21 protein-coding genes are annotated in these 18357 nt (G+C 31.7%); 13 read left to right on the forward strand and 8 right to left on the reverse strand.

Annotated elements, in window-relative coordinates; all coding sequences use genetic code 11:
• Window positions 1-376: 376 nt before the first annotated feature.
• Complete coding sequence (locus K8N75_RS00550) at window positions 377-1423, forward strand: tetratricopeptide repeat protein (RefSeq protein WP_223790222.1); 1047 nt, start codon at window positions 377-379, stop codon at window positions 1421-1423.
• 61 nt (window positions 1424-1484) lie between these two features.
• Here the strand turns inward: K8N75_RS00550 and K8N75_RS00555 are convergent, their stop codons facing one another.
• From K8N75_RS00555 to K8N75_RS00565, 3 genes are all read right to left on the reverse strand, one after another.
• Complete coding sequence (locus K8N75_RS00555) at window positions 1485-1991, reverse strand: GNAT family N-acetyltransferase (RefSeq protein WP_223790223.1); 507 nt, start codon at window positions 1989-1991, stop codon at window positions 1485-1487.
• Window positions 1992-2455: 464 nt separating this feature from the next.
• Window positions 2456-2920, reverse strand: a complete 465-nt coding sequence (locus K8N75_RS00560) for a GyrI-like domain-containing protein (protein WP_223790224.1) — start codon at window positions 2918-2920, stop codon at window positions 2456-2458.
• 185 nt (window positions 2921-3105) lie between these two features.
• Entirely contained in the window at window positions 3106-3402 is a 297-nt protein-coding gene (locus tag K8N75_RS00565; protein ID WP_223790225.1) for a hypothetical protein, read from the reverse strand.
• 161 nt (window positions 3403-3563) lie between these two features.
• Here K8N75_RS00565 and K8N75_RS00570 point away from each other — a divergent pair, with 161 nt between their 5' ends.
• Window positions 3564-3914, forward strand: coding sequence for a VOC family protein (locus K8N75_RS00570; RefSeq protein ID WP_223790226.1), 351 nt, complete (start codon window positions 3564-3566; stop codon window positions 3912-3914).
• 23 nt (window positions 3915-3937) lie between these two features.
• On the opposite strand, the gene K8N75_RS00575 is transcribed toward K8N75_RS00570, so the two are convergent.
• The 3 genes from K8N75_RS00575 to K8N75_RS00585 all read right to left on the reverse strand — a co-directional run bounded on the left by K8N75_RS00575 (window position 3938) and on the right by K8N75_RS00585 (window position 5810).
• A complete protein-coding gene (locus K8N75_RS00575) occupies window positions 3938-4777 on the reverse strand; it encodes a HEAT repeat domain-containing protein (protein WP_223790227.1) in 840 nt (279 codons plus the stop codon).
• Between the two features lie 119 nt (window positions 4778-4896).
• Entirely contained in the window at window positions 4897-5403 is a 507-nt protein-coding gene (locus K8N75_RS00580; RefSeq protein ID WP_223790228.1) for a hypothetical protein, read from the reverse strand.
• 29 nt (window positions 5404-5432) lie between these two features.
• A complete protein-coding gene (locus tag K8N75_RS00585) occupies window positions 5433-5810 on the reverse strand; it encodes a hypothetical protein (RefSeq protein WP_223790229.1) in 378 nt (125 codons plus the stop codon).
• 132 nt (window positions 5811-5942) lie between these two features.
• On the opposite strand from K8N75_RS00585, the gene K8N75_RS00590 reads away from it, so the two are divergent.
• From K8N75_RS00590 to K8N75_RS00605, 4 genes are all read left to right on the forward strand, one after another.
• A complete protein-coding gene (locus K8N75_RS00590; RefSeq protein ID WP_223790230.1) occupies window positions 5943-7691 on the forward strand; it encodes a DNA-directed DNA polymerase in 1749 nt (582 codons plus the stop codon).
• 455 nt (window positions 7692-8146) lie between these two features.
• Window positions 8147-9865: a pseudomurein-binding repeat-containing protein gene (locus tag K8N75_RS00595; RefSeq protein ID WP_223790231.1), complete on the forward strand. Its 1719-nt coding sequence runs from the start codon at window positions 8147-8149 to the stop codon at window positions 9863-9865.
• 88 nt (window positions 9866-9953) lie between these two features.
• Entirely contained in the window at window positions 9954-10169 is a 216-nt protein-coding gene (locus tag K8N75_RS14330; RefSeq protein WP_223790232.1) for a hypothetical protein, read from the forward strand.
• 161 nt (window positions 10170-10330) lie between these two features.
• Window positions 10331-11182, forward strand: coding sequence for a prenyltransferase (locus K8N75_RS00605; RefSeq protein WP_223790233.1), 852 nt, complete (start codon window positions 10331-10333; stop codon window positions 11180-11182).
• 128 nt (window positions 11183-11310) lie between these two features.
• Here K8N75_RS00605 and K8N75_RS00610 read toward each other — a convergent pair whose 3' ends face one another.
• Window positions 11311-11556: a hypothetical protein gene (locus K8N75_RS00610; RefSeq protein WP_048190334.1), complete on the reverse strand. Its 246-nt coding sequence runs from the start codon at window positions 11554-11556 to the stop codon at window positions 11311-11313.
• Between the two features lie 173 nt (window positions 11557-11729).
• Here K8N75_RS00610 and rd point away from each other — a divergent pair, with 173 nt between their 5' ends.
• The 6 genes from rd to K8N75_RS00640 all read left to right on the forward strand — a co-directional run bounded on the left by rd (window position 11730) and on the right by K8N75_RS00640 (window position 16682).
• Window positions 11730-11888 (forward strand): rubredoxin, encoded by a 159-nt coding sequence (rd, locus tag K8N75_RS00615; protein ID WP_223790234.1) that lies wholly within the window; start codon window positions 11730-11732, stop codon window positions 11886-11888.
• Window positions 11889-12121: 233 nt separating this feature from the next.
• Entirely contained in the window at window positions 12122-12466 is a 345-nt protein-coding gene (locus K8N75_RS00620; protein ID WP_223790235.1) for a hypothetical protein, read from the forward strand.
• Between the two features lie 247 nt (window positions 12467-12713).
• Window positions 12714-13529 carry an Fpg/Nei family DNA glycosylase gene (locus tag K8N75_RS00625; protein WP_223790236.1) on the forward strand — a complete coding sequence of 272 codons (816 nt, stop codon included), beginning with the start codon at window positions 12714-12716 and terminating at the stop codon, window positions 13527-13529.
• Between the two features lie 441 nt (window positions 13530-13970).
• Window positions 13971-14327, forward strand: a complete 357-nt coding sequence (locus tag K8N75_RS00630; RefSeq protein ID WP_223790237.1) for a hypothetical protein — start codon at window positions 13971-13973, stop codon at window positions 14325-14327.
• 128 nt (window positions 14328-14455) lie between these two features.
• Complete coding sequence (locus K8N75_RS00635) at window positions 14456-16096, forward strand: B12-binding domain-containing radical SAM protein (RefSeq protein ID WP_223790238.1); 1641 nt, start codon at window positions 14456-14458, stop codon at window positions 16094-16096.
• Between the two features lie 88 nt (window positions 16097-16184).
• Window positions 16185-16682 (forward strand): hypothetical protein, encoded by a 498-nt coding sequence (locus tag K8N75_RS00640; RefSeq protein WP_223790239.1) that lies wholly within the window; start codon window positions 16185-16187, stop codon window positions 16680-16682.
• Between the two features lie 306 nt (window positions 16683-16988).
• Here the strand turns inward: K8N75_RS00640 and K8N75_RS00645 are convergent, their stop codons facing one another.
• Complete coding sequence (locus tag K8N75_RS00645) at window positions 16989-17141, reverse strand: hypothetical protein (protein WP_223790240.1); 153 nt, start codon at window positions 17139-17141, stop codon at window positions 16989-16991.
• Window positions 17142-17379: 238 nt separating this feature from the next.
• On the opposite strand from K8N75_RS00645, the gene K8N75_RS14205 reads away from it, so the two are divergent.
• On the forward strand, window positions 17380-18357 hold a 978-nt coding region (locus K8N75_RS14205), incomplete at its 3' end, for a right-handed parallel beta-helix repeat-containing protein (RefSeq protein WP_223790241.1).

The following is an 18357-nucleotide window of genomic DNA, read 5'->3' on the forward strand; positions in this document are numbered from 1 at the left end:
AATCTATCCTGGGTTTTTAGGATAGAATAATAGTTGATTTCTGTTAATATGGTTATTTCTCCTTGAAAAATTTAAAAACCCTTGCTCATAGTAACGAATAATTAATTTTTAATGTATTTTGGTATTTTCTACTATAACCTCTTTTATAATCATATAATTTGATTATTAGTATTATATATTTGTGCTTTGTAAATATAATTAGAATAACAAATAATTGGATATAACTAAATTTTTTTTTAACAATACCTTAAATTAAATTAAATGGGCTTAATAGGATGTATCCCTGTAATAAACTGTTTGATAACCTAATAAATAAAAAGACTTAATAATCACAAATTATAATTGGAAAATATAAACATCAATTAGGAGGATATGAATGAATAAAAACTTTGCCATAATAATGTATTTTCTTGTGGGGTTTTATCTCATAGTTATACCATTTTGGCCGGTTTGGGAGGGTTTGAACCCTTCAAATTTATCATTGTTAGCTTTAGGAGTTTTCGCAATAATGGGTGGTGTAATTGTATTATATGATAAATACACTTTCTCTTTAAAACTTTACAAACTGATTTTAGCATTATTATCTCTAATTGAAGGAATTTTAATAATTGATATTTTTATTAACTCCTTTACCCACAATGACTTTATAATTTATATTATTTTAATGTTAACAGGATTATTAACCATCATATTCATCATAGCTATAATTTACTTCCTTGTTAATAAAAGAGAAATATCCAAAATTCAAAGAGGTTTCGAACTCATTGATCAGAGTAAATATCAAGAGGCATGTGATTACTTTGATAAATATGTAAAATCGGATCCTGAAAATCCGCTGGCATGGTCTGGTAAAGCTGTAGCACTTTTAAAACTTAATAAATATGAAGAAGCTTTAGAATGTTCAAATATTGCTTTAGATATAAAATTAAGCCTTAATAAATTTCTGGTTAAAAAGACAATTAACGTTATCCAACTTAGCAGTAAAGGCCTAGCTCTTGCTGGGCTTAAAAGATATGATGAAGCTTTAGATTATTTTGATAAGGTTTTAAAAATGAATCCAAAGTACTTAGTTGCATTGAACGCTAGAGCATGTGTTCTTGCAAAACTCAAAAATTATGATGAAGCTTTAAAAATAATTAATAAAGCTCAGAAACTGAGTCCAAAAAATGCATATATACTTGATACTAAAGCATATATATTAAGCGGATTAGGAAAATCAGACGAAGCACTCCAATATTATCAAAAAGCAATTGATATAAATCCACACAATGAAGAAATACATTATAATAAAGGTAAAACCCATAAAAAACTTCAACAATATAATGCTGCTTTGGATTGTTTTGATGAATCATTAAATATAAATCCAAATTTTGAAGATGCAGTGAAAGCTAAAAATGTAGTTATGAAGTTGATAGAGAAGTGAGAATTTTTTGAACTTATTATTAAATTTTAAATTGAAGAGGGGTGTATTAATTTATTCAGTTTTACAGAAGATCATCAAAAGCCATAGAATATTTAAGTACACCATTTACTCTACAAAGAGCATCTGTTACTAGTTCATATACCATGAAGACATCTTCAGGAACTTCAAATGGGTGTTGGATGCCATTTTGTTCTGCTGGTTTAAATCCAAAACGAGGATAGAATTCAGGATGTCCAACTAGTATTATAATTGAATGTCCCTGATTTCTGCATTCAACAATCCCTTTTTCAACGAGTTTAGATCCTATACCCTGATTTTGATATTCGGGTAGAACAGCAATGGGTGCAAGTATAAGTGCGGGAAATGATTCCTTATCATTTTCAATGGTTAATGGGCTGAAAAGTATATGGCCAACCACTTTATCCTCAACAGTTGCAACCATTGAAATAACATCCATAGAATTTCTGATTCTTTCAACGAGAGTTGCTTCAACATCACTCGGGAATGCTTTGAGATTCACTTCCCTGATTGTAGAATGGTCATCTGTTTTTTCCATGCGGATAATCATTAAATTATACCTCTTGATTTTATTGATAATTTACACACGTTACATTGGATTATACCATTAAATAAATCTTTATAATCTATTTTATATATGAAAATTTAGATATAACTGTATATAATATTATATACGTTACTAAACTTTAAGAATATATCAAATTAGAAGGTTAATAATGAAAAGATATCATTCCGTTATTGCAATAATATTTGGCATTGTTTCAGTGTCATTTTAGGATTTATTTTACCAATCATCTTAACATTTTTTAGCTGGATTTCGGATGGATTCACACCAATATCTATCTCAAACAAATAAAAACACCGGTAGATATACTTGATAATTACTTAAACATGGGAATTTTCATATTATTCATATTTCTTTACGGTAGGGCTTATCTTCGCAGATATAAAGCTGTTAAATTACCTTGGAAAGATGAATGGTAATCTAACAATTTATTTCCAGTGCACCGGAGTTTATTCTTTTACACCTATATAAATCTCAACTTCCGAATTTTCTAAGTCGTTATATTTGTCTCCATAAACTTCGAAATCTGTTACATAAGATCTTTTTACATCAATTTCAGGACTCCATATATATTGCCACACCTCAACTATTTTGTCTGGCATTTTCCCTTTTGCAGTGAATATTTCATATTTTGCTGAGGAAATTGATTTTCCTATCATACCATCTGGAATATCACTTAAAGAATTCACTGCACATCCAAGAATGTAAGTATAGGGCTTTGTAAAATTTCCTTCATAATTAGTATAAATCGCCAAAACATTATTATCTAGCCTATTTGGAATATTCTTTTTTATATCCTTTGTATAAAATTTCTCCCATAAACTTGGGATATCTTCCATTGCTTGTTCATTTGATGTCCTTATCTCTATCCCTATGACTTGAAATGGTTTTTTGGAATTGGTTTTTTGATTCATAAATTTACTCCTCAACTTAAATTATTAATTAAATCTTTAAATATTCTATTTTATATTATGTTTCTGTAATTCCACATATTCAAATATAACTCCTTCAACACATTTTTTCAATCATATTTTTATCTTTAGTCAGGTTTTTTGTAAAAAAAGGATATAAATAGAATAAATATTGTCTATAAACTAATTTACCAACCCTTTGACATGAATTTTTTAACCATATTCTCCACCGATACAACCTCATCTTCGGATGGAATGTTAAGTTGGAATGGATATTCTTCTTCACTGAATCTTTCAAGAAGTATAATACCCTCATTTGTATCTGATGTTACTTCAAAACGTTTTAATTCTCCTAAAGGGATGTTTTCAAGCATGCTTAACATTTGCTCTTTGGTTTTCTTATCCAATCCTTTGATAAAAAATTTCATTATGGCCATATTAGATTCCAAGGAATACCCAAACTCCAATATTTTCACTTCAACCATTATTAACACCTCTTTCTACCAAATCAGCTTTGAATATAGATAAGTTTCTTATATTGGATATAAGGATTTATGATATAAACTAATTTTGATAATGGGAAAAAATTACCAAATGGGAAAATTAATTATTAATGATAAACCCAGTATTCATACGGTGATATAATATGAAAGTTAAATACGCTACCATCATAGTTGAGGATATGGACGAATCAATTAAATTTTACACAGATGTTATGGGACTTGAAATAGATAGCCAACACAACCCTTATCCCGGATTAACGATCACATTACTTAAAGGGGAAGGAGATGCTATGATAGAACTCATAAAAAATACAGAAAATGAAACTGGCCTGTTTTCAGTGGGAATGGAAGTTGAAGATATAAACAAAACAGTAAAAGAACTCAAATCCAAAGGAGCCAAAATCACCAAAGAACCCATGCCAATAACAATTGGAACCCTTGCATTCTTAGAAGATCCAAATGGGGCTACAATAGTACTAATTCAACACCACTAATCCACTTTAATTCATTTCAGTTTTTATTTACTCGAATATTCCCGAATATTATGGCTTAAATTAATTAACGCGTTTTCCGTTGCTTTTTTAATTTCAGGATTATCATTTTTTTCTAATTCCTGAAGTGCATCTATAGCATCTGGTCTACTAATATTAATTTGACCTAGGGTTCTTGCTGACTCCCATATAATTGCAGCATCATAATTACTTTTTAATATATTTACCAACGGGGTTAATGCTTCTTCACTATGTTTAAATCCACTTAAAGCTCTTATTATTTTCCATAAACTAATTTTATTATCTGAATGTGTTTCAAGGCCATCAATCATAACAGACAATACACTTTTATCATCTGTCTTAGCTGCTATTCCTCCTATAGCATCAATTGCCTGTTGCATGATAAAATCATCTTGTTCTTCCATTACTTTAATTAGATAAGGTGTAGCTGGTTTTCCAATTTTTATAATGGTTCTTGCAGCCATATCACGTGCTAATGGGAAACTTCTCTTGTTAAAATATTTTTTTGGTAATTCAACTTCTTGATTGTTCCCAATTTGGCCTAATAATTTGATTAATGGCAGAACTGATGCTTCACCCATTTTTCCTAACGCTTCAGACATGGCAATTCGTGAATAGAGTGCATTTTCTTTCTTTAAAGAGTTGCATAGATTTCTAATGCATTTACTGTCCCTTTTATTTCCTAAAATAGTCGCAGCAATTGTTCTTTTTTGAGGATTATTATCATCTAACATTTTGATTAAATGTTCTGTTGAAAATTCAGCATATGCTTTAATATCTTCAGGCGAAATCTGTCCCCTTCTTTTTCGATCCAAATTTCTTTTCTCTTCAGAACTATTTATCATTAATTTAACACCCTATTTACTTTTAGAACACTGTTAAAAACCACATATCTACAAACGATGATTAACATAAGTTGGATCTACTCTAATAAATTTATATTTATTGAAATTTATTATAAATTCTAAAACTTTTGAGTGGTCACAGTTTTCTTAGATTTCTGGCCACTTCCATCTGCAAAATCCCTTGCTACCTGTTTTACTATTTCCATCATGTTATTATATTTCAGTCTGGGTGTTATTTTTGGTTTGACAAGTATTTTTATGTCGCATCTCCTCATATCACTGGTGTAACTATTTCCTATCTGTTTCTTGTACTTCTCATCCAATGTGGATATGTAATGATAGGAATAATCAGCTACCCTTTTCGGGTCAAAAAGGTGTTCAAGTTCTTCTGTGATGTTGTTAAGCACACCCACTGCCAGGTTAAACTCTGCTATGTTGAGGGATTTTGTTCTCTCCCTATTTGTGGAGTTGATCTGGTATAAACCATCTATATATTCCTTTATATCACCCTGCCATTTATGGAAGTCTCTGGTGGGGAAGACCAATATGTAATCCCCACTTAAAAATATTTGTGGCTCGTACAACAATATCTTTCTTCTATCCATGATGCCGTAGCTGTAACGCATATTATATCAGTCCATTAAAATTAGGAGAGTTAAATTGGAAGCTGTGATTGTGCTGGTACCTTACTTTTAGATACTGCAACATTCTTCTCTAAACTTCCAACAGCATTGTATAGGCATGCATCAAGATAGCATTGTAATGGTTCTTTTTTTAATATTGAATCCATGTTCATATCCAGGATATGTACTCTACCCAGAATTTTTGGCCAGTATCCTATTAACTTCCATTCTTCACCCCTACACAGATGCAGATCAGTTTTATTAATATAGTCGATCTGTTCCCTCATAGATGTGTAAGTGCGATTGAATTCATCCCTGGTAAATACAATGACTTCTTCACGTTCCTGGAACATTTCAGGGTTATATAGTTCTGCAATTCTCCCTCGGGGTTCCCCTTCACTCATTCTCATATCTATTTTCACCTCCCCTAACGGGTTAATTACTATATCATCCAAAGGTCATGGAAATTGAGGTAGAGAGCATATGAGAAGTAATAATGATTTAAAAAGTATATAACCCACGCATAATAAATTAAATCTTATATGGAGACTAGACAATTCGTACTTTTAGACATTGATTACATCACCAAGAACCATATCGCAGTGATAAGATTATTTGGCAGACTCATTGGAGAAAATGAAGGATCAATAATAGCCCTAGATAAAAGTTTCAGACCATACATATACGTTCAACCGCATGATATGGACAACTGTGTAAATGATTTAAGTGAATTGAAGCTTCTTAAAGTAGAAAAACTCCAAAAAAGAGATAATGGACTGTTGAAAGATTTCCTTAAGGTAACCCTTAATCATCCCCAAGATATCTACAAGTTAAAAGATAAAATAATGGAATTGAAATCTGTTGAAAATATCAGGGAGTATGATATACCATTTTACCGCAGATATCTCATAGATAACGGATTATTCCCCATGAACACCATAGAAGTGGAGGGTAAGGTATTGAATTCCACCCATTCTTCGCGTGGTGGAAAATGCTTATTTGAAATTCATGGCGAACCTAAAAATCTAGAATCTGATTTAGAGGGACTAAATATGCTTAGTTTTAATATTGAAGCATGCAATCCCAAGGGCATGCCCCAGGTAAAGGAAGATCCCATCATCATGGTAAGTTTCTCAAGTAACCAGGGCTTTCAGAAGATATTCTCCACCAAAAAATCGTCACTGGACTTTGTAGAAACCTTGTGCAACGAGAAAGATTTAATTGAAAAATATGTTAACACCATACAATCAGAAGACCCAGATATTATTCTCGGATATAATTCAGACCGTTTTGACTTTCCCTATATTAAGGAGAGAGCAGAGAAGTTGGGTGTACCCCTTAAATTAGGAGTTGATGAGTCATACCTTAAAATCACGAATAATGGCCTTAGAAATGCCACACAGATAAAGGGAAGAATCCATATCGATCTCTACTCCAACATGCGCCGTAACCTGCCACTGGAGCATCACTCGCTGAAAAGGGTGTATAAAGAGCTTTTTGGGAAGAATAAAATTGATATCCCTGGAAACGAGGTATACACCTGTTGGAACGATGGTGGTGAAAAATTAGAGAAACTCTTTAGATATTCACTGGGAGATGTAATGGCAGTCACCGAAATCGGAGAGAAAATGCTGCCATTGAGTATGGAATTAACACGAATTGTTGGCCAGCCCTTATTTGATGTGGCCCGTATGGGCTCGGGAAAACAGGTGGAATGGTATTTAATAAGGAAAGCCTTTGAATATGGGGACATGGCACCGAACAAATTTGGAAATTATTTAAGAGATGTTGTGGGTGGCTATGTTGAAGAACCTGTTAAGGGATTACATACGAATATTTATTACTTCGACTTTAGAAGTCTCTATCCCAGCATAATAATTTCTAAAAATATTTCACCCGAAACACTGGTTGAAGATGATAGTAAAGAATGCCACATAGCACCAGAATTCGGGTATAAATTCAGGAAATCTCCCCAAGGATTTATCCCATCGGTTGTCAGCGAAGTATTAGAAAATAGAATGCGAATTAAATCTCTCATAGCAGAATCCACAGATTACAGGGAACGTCAGGTGTTAAATTATCAACAAGAAGCATTTAAAAGACTCGCCAGCACTATTTATGGACTTTACAATCACAGCACATTTAGATGGTACAGCATTGAGTGCTCGGAAGCCATAACTGCATGGGGAAGAGATTTTCTACAGAAAACAATGAAAAGAGCTGAAAAACATGGTTTCAAACCAGTATATGCTGATACTGATGGATTCTATGCTATACTCGATAGAGATTAGGATAAGATAATATCATAATTACTAACAAAATATTTCAAAAATGATTATATTTCATAGTAATTTATCGTTACTCTTTTATAGACTGATATACTGTTTTATTTTTATTTTTTTCTTGAATCAGCTAAGATCTCAAATTTACATATATCAGTAGTATTTTAATTTTTGTTTATTATGAATTCCATTTAATAAGTGACATACCATCCAATTCTTAATTATCTAACCCAAGTACTTATAAAAAATTTACGGTTCTGACTTGTTTGCACAATTCTTTTTTTGAAAATTATTTAACAAAGTTTAAGTATTTTATATTGTATAATACATTTTAGTAGAATATAAAAAAATGACTTATTATTCTTTTGGATTTCTGTGATAGAGTCCTTCGTGGGGGGGGAATCATCTATAAAAGGAATAGATCTATAAATGGTAAATTAAGTTGCGGTAAAGTTCATTTAACAATGTTCGCAGTGGTTTTAATTGGTTTAGTAGTTATCTTTTCGTATGGCGTGGGTAATGTTTCAGCTGCTAATTCAACTGGATTAACTGTTAATAAAAATATAGTTAATACTGTACCTGGGAAAGATTTAGTGGTTACTTCTGTAACTGCTCCGTTAACTGGTGATAAAAGTCTGAAATTTTTTTTTCATAACACTATTAAAAATCAGGGATCTGCTGCGGCTTCAGGTTTCTGGGTGAATTATTATTTAAGAGCTAATTTCACCAGTCCTACTAAATATATTGGGCATCGATATATCAGTAATCTTGGTGCAGGAACTAGCAACAGCCAAAATACCGTATTAACTATTCCAAATACTATTGCCTCAGGTCGTTACTATATTTTAGTCTATGCAGATTCATCAAGAATAATAACAGAGTCTAATGAACACAACAATTGTCTTTACAGTTCCTCCACAATAAAAATCCATTCAATCAAGGGTTACTGGATAAACAATGGTCCAGATGAACTTAATTATATTAATGTCACAGAACTTAAAAAAGAAGGTGTCTCTGATCTTTTTGTTCTGACAAATAAACAAAACCCTACAAGTACTCTTAAGCCATTTGTAGATGCTTTTTCTGGATCAGGTATTAAAATTAATGCATGGATAACCTGTTTCAAGAATCGAGAAGGGAAATGGTTTGATCCAAGAGGAAATCCTGTTTTAGTAGATGAATTAGTTAACAAAATAGCATCAATTGCTACGAATTATAATGTGGATGGAATACACCTTGATTATATGCGTTATCCCGGCACAGCCTACCGATACTCAAATGCTGCCAATACTGTGACCTCTTTTGTGCATAGGATAAACGGAAAAATTCAAAATATCAATAATCAGAACATCCCGGGAAAACATCGAATACTTTTATCAGCAGCTTTGATGCCAGAATGTAGTATAAACAGCTATTATTATGGACAAAACTATGGTCAATTAGCACCTTATATGGATTTCCTAGTACCAATGATCTATAAAGGGAACTACAATCAAAATACTAACTGGATCGCTGCAACAACACATTACATAAAAATACATGCAAATGGAAAACCTGTAGTGGCGGGATTATTAAGTTACAACTCTGACACTAACCCTATTCCCCTATCTGCCAGTAGACTTAAATCAGATATAAATGCAGCCCTAACTAATGGATCTTCTGGATTCGTTTTATTCAAATACGGATTAGTGGACAGCAATATACTTAGAATTCCCACTTATAAAACCGCTTCCATAGCACAGATCACTACTACAGCAGCAATAGTCAAAACATATATCGAAAAAAATAAAAAACTTCCTTCTAATGTGACCTTAAATGGTGTTAAGTGGGGAATGCCTACGTTTTTCCATCTCTTATTAAATTGTTTATCAAAAGTTAGTAAAGGATATACAGGTTCCATAAAAATTAAAGTTTTTAGATTACCACTTTATTCTTCTGAAACATTAATAAGTGGAAATATGATAAAAAATGATTATTTAAGCCTAGCTACAAACATTCAAAATTTCATGGATGTCAATGGAGCAGCTCCCAAATATATGAACATTAAACTGGGAAAAATTCGCTACGAATCTCTTATTTACATGTATTCCCGTATTCTTAACTATTATAGTGTTAACAAAGTTTTACCCTCCAATATCATGGTAAAACCTTGGTTTAACCCCAAATCCACATATTACTACTGATCTACAGTAATATACTGCTGTAGTATCCTAATATTCACTTTTTAGAAAGACAAAAAATCTGTCTTTAGGAAATGTGCGGCGATTAGGATTGGCAAATGCCATTATACATATCCAGATACCTATTTTAGATGAACCTGCCAATGGACTGAACCCTGTAGGTATTGTTAAGCCCCTACCCAAGTATAGGCAGTTATATAATATTATTCTCCTACAATATCTTGGGAGTAATAGCTACTCTGGTTTGGTGGCGATTTGCGGGATCAAAGTTAAGCAAAAAGAAAATTTTATTTATTTTTTAAGTTAATTCAACTAGAGAACATTTATTCATGTTTTAAAGATTAAATTTATTTTACTGTAGGGTAATATAATTAGATTGGGGTATTTGAAATTATTATAAATTACAATAAGGATACTTTGAAAAAAATTATAGAATTAGGAAAACCTCAGTTCACCTTTGGTATTTTTATGTACTTTTTAATAGGAGCCCTGTTTGCTCTTCTATTAAATGCACAATTCGTTTTATCTAAATTTATTTGGGGATATTTAATTCTGTTTATGGCCAGTATGGCTATCCATTATGCCAATGATTATTTTGATTTTGAAGTCGACCATTTTGGTACTCCTACTACCTTCACAGGTGGAAGTGGTATCCTAGTTGAAAATCCCGAATTAAGAGGAATATCAAAAAATTTGGCAATATTTTTTATTATCATATCCATAATCATTGGGGCATTATTTACGGTTATTTATTCATATCCAATTTCATTCTTCTTGTTCGTATTAGTTGGAAACGCTCTAGTATGGTTTTATTCCGCTCCTCCCATTAAATTATCATATCGTAGATTAGGAGAATTTGCAAATGCAATAAATGGCTTTATACTGCCTGCAATGGGTTATTTTGTTGTAATGGGTACAATTGATCTCCCATTCATAATTTTCTCAATACCCTTTGTGTTTTTACAACTAATGTTTACTGTAGGAGTTGAAATTCCTGATCTGGAAGGGGATAAATTAGGCAATAAAATTACTTGGACAGTATCTAAAGGACGTGAATTCAGTTTTAAATTACTTGGAATATTAGCAATACTTACCACAACTTCATTTATAGTTTTATCATTAACTAATCTATTTCCTCAAAGCATTAATTTTCTTATACTCGCCCTCATTTCAGTTATTTCTTTAAGTTTGGGGATCGTTGCAATAATTAAAAGACCTATAGCTAAAATACCAGCTACAAAACTAGCCACACTTAATGTTGCAACGGTTTTCGTTGTTATAATCCTTGTAAATTGTTACTTCGTTTATGTGTTAGCTTAACTGAATAATTTTCAATATATCCAAGATGCCCTTAAAATCATTAAACTATATGATTCCCATTCAAATCATTAAAAAGAAGTAGCAGATTTGATATGTAGAAGAAGACAGGTTTATAAAACACCCATATCCTACTCTTTTTTATTCCATTTTTCTACTAATTTTATTCCACGAGGAAGGATATTTACTTCAAAACCATCTAGATATGGCTCAATAGTTAGATATCTTTCTCCTTCTAAATAATTCGTGATAACAACTAATTCATCGGGTTTAATATCTAATTTTTCTTTTAAATCGTTATTATCTACCTGATATTTTGGATTTTCCTTATATGAATCATATAGAACTTTCAAGACTTCTTTATATTCTTCATCCATTTAAAATCCCCTCAAAATAATATTATTCCCCTAAAGGTTAATTAACTTTTCATAAAAAAAATCTTGGACAATATATTAAAATTTATAGAAAGACCATACACTCTTCCAAAAAAAATTTATAAAAATAATTACAATAAATAAGTATGGAATAAAAAAAATTGGGGAGATGTTAAATGAAAAAATATCAATGTTCAGGCTGTCAGTATGTCTACAATCCCGAAGTAGGAGACCCAGATCAAGGAGTAGCACCAGGAACACCCTTTGAAGATTTACCCGATGACTGGGTATGTCCATTGTGTGGGCTTGATAAAGACCTATTTAAAATGAAATAAAATTCTTTTTTTATATTTTTGCTCCAAACTTCCATTGTTATAACCAAATTTGTATTCATTTTTAGCCAATAAAAACATTAAATTTTATACGAACGAACGTTAGTTTTATATGCTATGCTGCATGATTACAATTAACGAACAATCGTTAGTATACTTGTATGATATAGTAATTTTATTGAATCAAAACAGTACATACCCTTAATTATATTGAGATAGTTGTAGGAGGATGGGGAATGAATATTGTTGACAAACTTGGAATTGAAACACCACCATGGCCCAAAACCTCCAGTTCAGACATGAAAAATATTAAAAAGATCCAAAAAACAGCAAAGATCTTCTATAAATCACTTGAATCTTATGAGCTTCCAAAGCCAAGTTTAATGGATTACATGAGATTTAGAATAGTTAAAGAAATGTCACGCCGTTTAGACGGATATCTGCAGGCAGACTACCAGTTTTACGATAAATTAGAAAATTACTACTACGATACAAAAATAAGTATATTTAAAAAACTAATGGGTAAAATAATGCTTAAAATAGGGTTCTACACAATAAGGGACAATTTTGTTGAAAAATAACTAAGAAAATGTAAAGTCAATATAATCGTCAGACCTAACGTAATCTACTATTCATGCACCATTGGAAAGGAACAGACCTAAATTTCTCCTTTTTTATTTTTTAATCCCTTTATTGGTATTTTTTATTTATTTCTTAATTTGAACTCTGCAAATATATTATTCTAATACATAAAGATGATCTTAGAAAATGATTAATACATTGAGAGGGTAGATTAAATTATTTAATCATTGAAAATAGGGGGATTTTATGGCAGAACTACCTGAAATTATGATATTAACCAGGCAGATATCCCATGAACTCAAGGGTAAAGAATTTGAATCTGTGGAAATAATCCAAGAAAAAAGTTTAAACATGGAAAAAAATGATTTTATTGAGAATATCCTCTCTAAAAAAGTTACCGGAGCATATAATAAGGGAAAATGGATATTTTTAGAGTTATCTGGAAATTCTAATCTTTTGCTTAATCTTGGAATGGGTGCTGATATTCTGTTTTATAATGCAGGGGAAGATTTGCCTGAGAAGTATCAATGCCACTTTCAATTTAATGACCAATCAGGATTTACCTGCAGGTTCTGGTGGTTTGGCCATGTAGAATTTGTTCCAACTCAAGAGTTAAACGAACACAAACCCACCATGGACATGGCACTTTCTCCTTTGGATACCAATTTCACAAATGAACATTTCACCAAGTTAATTAAGGGACGTTCCCAGATAAAAAACCTTATTTTAAACCAGAAAAAAATTGGCGGCATTGGAAACGTATATATACAGGATATCCTCTTTAAAGCTAAAATACACCCTCAAAGATTAGCAAATACTTTAAAACCAGAAGAAATAAATGATATCTACAAAATAATGAGGGAAAATTTGAAAAATGCCCTTGATAAAGGTGGTCTGGCATATGAAATGGATTTTTATGGAATCAAAGAAGGATACACCACAGAAGATTTCCTGGTGGCTTATAAAGACGGAGAACCCTGCCCTGTTTGCAGTACCATCATTGAAAAGATAAAAACAAGCAGTACATCCTCTTACATCTGTCCACAGTGTCAGCAGCTGTGAACAATTTTACTGTCTGTTTTATTATTGCATTAAATGGATTTTTACTTTCACCTCATCTGGTCTATTTTAACCTATTGATTACTTAATAAATTCTTGTTGAATCCTTCCTGTTACGTATCACCTCTACAAGTATGATTCAGGTATAATCATTAGTAGAAACTAAAAAATATTAGAGAAAAAAAAGATATTATGTGTTAATGTTTGAATTCAAAAAATATATTTCGCTATCTAGTTTGTTTAAGGCTTATTTTACTCAATAATTGGTAGTTTGTGAAGTTTAAATTTGTGATACTAATTTGTGTCAGTCATAATATAAATAATTTTTATCAATAAAATAACACTTAAAAGGAGATCTATCATAAAAAATAAATATTAAAACAAAACATAATCTAATAATAGTATAAATGAGAATTTAAGATATATAGTTGGGGGGAAATGTATATGAGAATATATATAATTCTGTTAATAATTGTTTCAGTGGTAATTATGTCTTCTGGATGTACTATACCCTTGCCGTGGGAAAACAACAATAACAACACAACACCAAACACTACGGTGATAGTCCAAAATAATAGTGATGGCTCTTCATCAGGCGGGGGCAACACAGTGAAAGCTGCTGCACAAGACTGTCTAAATTGTGGGCACTACCCATGGTATAAAGGTACCAGATGTTCGGAATGTGGGTATGGGGACAATGATGGGATACTTAACTGTCCAAACTGTGGACGATACACTTTCCATGGAACTTCTTGGGCTCAGGGATCCTGTAGTTCCTGTGGATATGGAACCTATAAATAACACCAAAATTCAGTTTAGAATCAAATATTTTGTTAACTTCACTAGTTTAATAATCCCGAAGTTAAATGAATCTAAAATGATACAAAATTTTTATTTAAATGTCTATTTAACTCAGTTTAAGAAACATTATGAATAAAAAAGGAAAAGCTATTCTAATTGGTGCTGAAGACGAAGAAAACTTGGCAATAAGGTATTTAGCAGCGATTTTAAAGTTTGAAGGGCATGAAATCACAGTAATTTCCTGTTCAGGATATAATGACTTTTCCCGAATATTATCAAAGGTTAAAAGCTGGGATCCTGACATGGTAATAGTTTCTATGGCTTTCCAATCCTTGGCATTCATGTTCTTTGCAATTATCCAACAAATAAAAGAAATCAAACCCGAAATTCATGTAACTGTTGGAGGCCATTTTCCCACCTTCGAATACCAGAAAATATTAGAAAATGAATATGTAGACTCTTTAATCCGTTTTGAAGGTGAAAAACCAATATCCATGCTAATGGATTGTCTTATGAATGGAAAAGATTTATCAGATATTCCTAACTTGTTATATAAAAATTATGAAGATGGAAAGGTAGTAGAAAACCATTTAAAACCTGAATTTCCTGATCTAGATGTATTACCATTTCCTATGCGTAATAAAAAACCTCAATTTAGATTAGGTGAGAAGTTTGCAACCTTAGTCACCAGCCGGGGTTGTTTCTATTCTAAATGTCTTTATTGTTGTATTGGTGCATTTCACACCCCTAAGAAAGGAACTAAATACGCCATTAGAACTCCAGAAAATGTTGCAAAGGAAATGGCGCAATTGTATCACCATCAAGGAGTGAAATTATTTCAGTTCCATGATGATAACTTCCTCTTACCCTCAAAAAAAAAATCTTTAAAAAGGGTTAATTTATTAAAAAAAGCCCTTAAAGATAGAGGAGTGGGGGTTGACGAGATAGCTATCATGATAAAGACCCGTCCCGACTCATTGCATGAAAATATGGTAAATTCTCTTGTGGAAATGGGCACTGTTGGAATATTCCTCGGTGTTGAAAATGCAAGTGAAAGCGGGTTAAAGGCACTTGCAAGAGGTTCAAATCTTGATGAAATATATGATTCACTCGAATTACTGGATAAGTATCCTATTTCGTTGACATTTAATCTGCTTATCTTCCATCCTAAAGCCAACCTAGTTGAAATCAATGATAACATCTGCTTCATGAATAAAAATTTGGATAAAGCCTTTGATTTTGGAAGGGCTGAAATTGTTGCAGGTTCTCCCTTAGAAAAGCTTGTAAGGAGAAAGGGACTTTTAAGGGGTGAATGGCCTCAATGGGATTATACCATTGAAGATCAGGAGGTAGAGAAGATGTTTAGAATCAATTCTTTGACCTTTTATCGTGAAAATTCGCCCTACCCTGATTTTTCACATCATTTAATTGCACTCTCATATCGTGCCCAGTTGCTTAAACGATTTTATCCCGGTAGAATGTCCCGAAAATTAGCAAACGAAACATTGGATATTATCACAAAATCCAATGCATTTACAATTGAAAAACTGCTCAAAATATATGAGATTACAGCAGATATAGAAATTGATGGTGAAATTAACTTACTCTACAATGAAATGGAAAAATTTTATTTAAGTTTAAATAGAAAGGTTGATAAATTATCAGATAAAATGTTGAGGTTCCAATTAGTAGAGCAAAAGTTCCAAAATCAGGGTTTAGTGGGGTACTTTCAAAATTCACAGACATTGAGTAAAATATTTAGGATTTAGAATTAATATCTTATTAAAAATTAGTCATATAAAGAAATATAATATTATATTATGAATTAAGGTTGGATTAGATGAGGGTTGGTTAACTATGGTTGATATCAAAATGGTTCTTTATCCCAATAAGTTCAAGATCTTCTTGTGTTTAATGTTGTTTATTCCATGTTTAACTGTAATCATAGTTATTTTAGGCCCTACTTATGCATATTCCAAGGTATTCCTCTATTTCTCTTCAATTATTCTAAATGATCCTATATTTATAATCAGCATTTTTTTGGGTTTCATTTTAAGCTATATTTTAGGCTGTTCAATTGATAATTACATAGAAAATAAAAATCTTAAAATTTTCATTGCAGTTCTATCTGGAATAATCTCTTTAATAATTATTTATGCCCTTTATAAAATGGTCACTGACCCGGTAATTTGTGATCCTGTACATATGCCCCAGAATCATACGATTTGTGATCCTGTTCATAAGAATGCTCAAGGAAATATTTACAATTTAGATATTTTAAAGGACATTAACGTTGATTCTCAATCTATTAAAGATTCATACCAACAATGTATCAACAATCTAGGAAACAAATGATTAAATAAATTTATTTGATAATACTTATAAGAATTTATTTTCATCAAATTATATCCGATTACTTTTTAGTTATGGTTATAACCATTTTTCAAGAGCAGAATATTAAAATAAATAAAAGAAAAAAAAGAAGTAAGTTTATGCTCCTGTTTTGAATCTGAAGTGTATGTGGCTGCTAGGTTGTTGCCTGCGATGTCTTTGATTGCTTTGGCGTGCATATGACATGGATACTAGACTAATCATAAAGGATCTAATGTTTCTATACGATCCATCTCAACTTTGATTAAAATTCTAACTCTTTTTTTATTGTTAGGATGTAACAAGTTCGGCATTAATACTCCTACTTCTAGTGGATAGATGTGTATCCAAGTAACACTCAGATGCTTCTATCATCCTATATCTGGCCTTAGGATTAGAGTCTTTTAACAATTTATAAAATGAAGGAACAGTTTCTAAACCCAATTCTACAACTTTTTTAAAGGCATATTTTTTAAATTCATGTTATTAGTTTCATAAAATTAAAAGTATCGTTTGTGATGATAGATTCTTTATACATTTCTACGTTTTCTGTAATATTTATCGTATTTTCTTTTATTTGGTTGTTATTAAACAAAAATATATTAATAGTCCATATTGTAAAAAGATCAAAGGAAGGTAAATAAATTTTTTTTTGTTAAAAAAAAACTTTTTTGGGATGGGGGTGGAAAGATTTATAGGACAAAATAAATTTTCAATAAATGATCATAATTTAATTATTTTTGCAGTTTTAATAACCCTATTAGCTGTTATTTTTGCTTTGGGTATGGGTAATGTTTCAGCTGTTCCGGGAGATACTATTTATGTTAATGGAAATAGTACACTGGGAAACGATGATTGGAATGGTGAATCTGCAACATATCAATCAGGTATAATCGGCCCGAAATATTCAATAAAAAACGCAACAGGAACAGTAAACACCAACGGACAAATATACATAGCCAATGAACAATACCAAGGAATAAACAACACAGGAATCACCATTGATAAAAACATGACTATTAATGGAGAAAGTCAAACAGATACCATAATAAACGGAACCTGCGCCAACTGGATATTCAAAATGTATAGTGGAATATATGTTACAATCAACAACATAACACTAACTGACACACAGTCAGATCAGGGTGGTGCTATCTACAATAATGGTGGTACTTTGACAGTAAACAACAGTACTTTCACCAGTAACACCGCAAATTCTGGTGGTGCTATCTACAATAATGATGGTACTTTGACAGTAAACAACAGTACTTTCACCAGTAACACTGCATATTATGGTGGTGCTATCTGCAATTATGGTAGTGTGACTGTAAACAACAGTACTTTCACCAGTAACACTGCATCTTATGGTGGTGCTATCGCCAATTATGAAAGTACTGTGATAAATAATAGTACTTTCACCAGTAACCCCGCAAATTCTAATGGTGGTGCTATCTACAATTATGATGGTACTGTGACTGTAAACGACAGTACTTTCACCAGTAACACCGCAAATTCTGGTGGTGCTATCTACAATAATTATGCTGGTACTGTGACTGTAACAGACAGTACTTTCACAAATAACACTGCACCGAATGGTTATGGTGGTGCTATCTACAATGATGGTACTTTGACTGTTGATAACAGTACTTTCACAAATAAC

It is taken from the genome of Methanobacterium spitsbergense (assembly GCF_019931065.1).
Lineage (GTDB): Archaea > Methanobacteriota > Methanobacteria > Methanobacteriales > Methanobacteriaceae > Methanobacterium_B > Methanobacterium_B spitsbergense.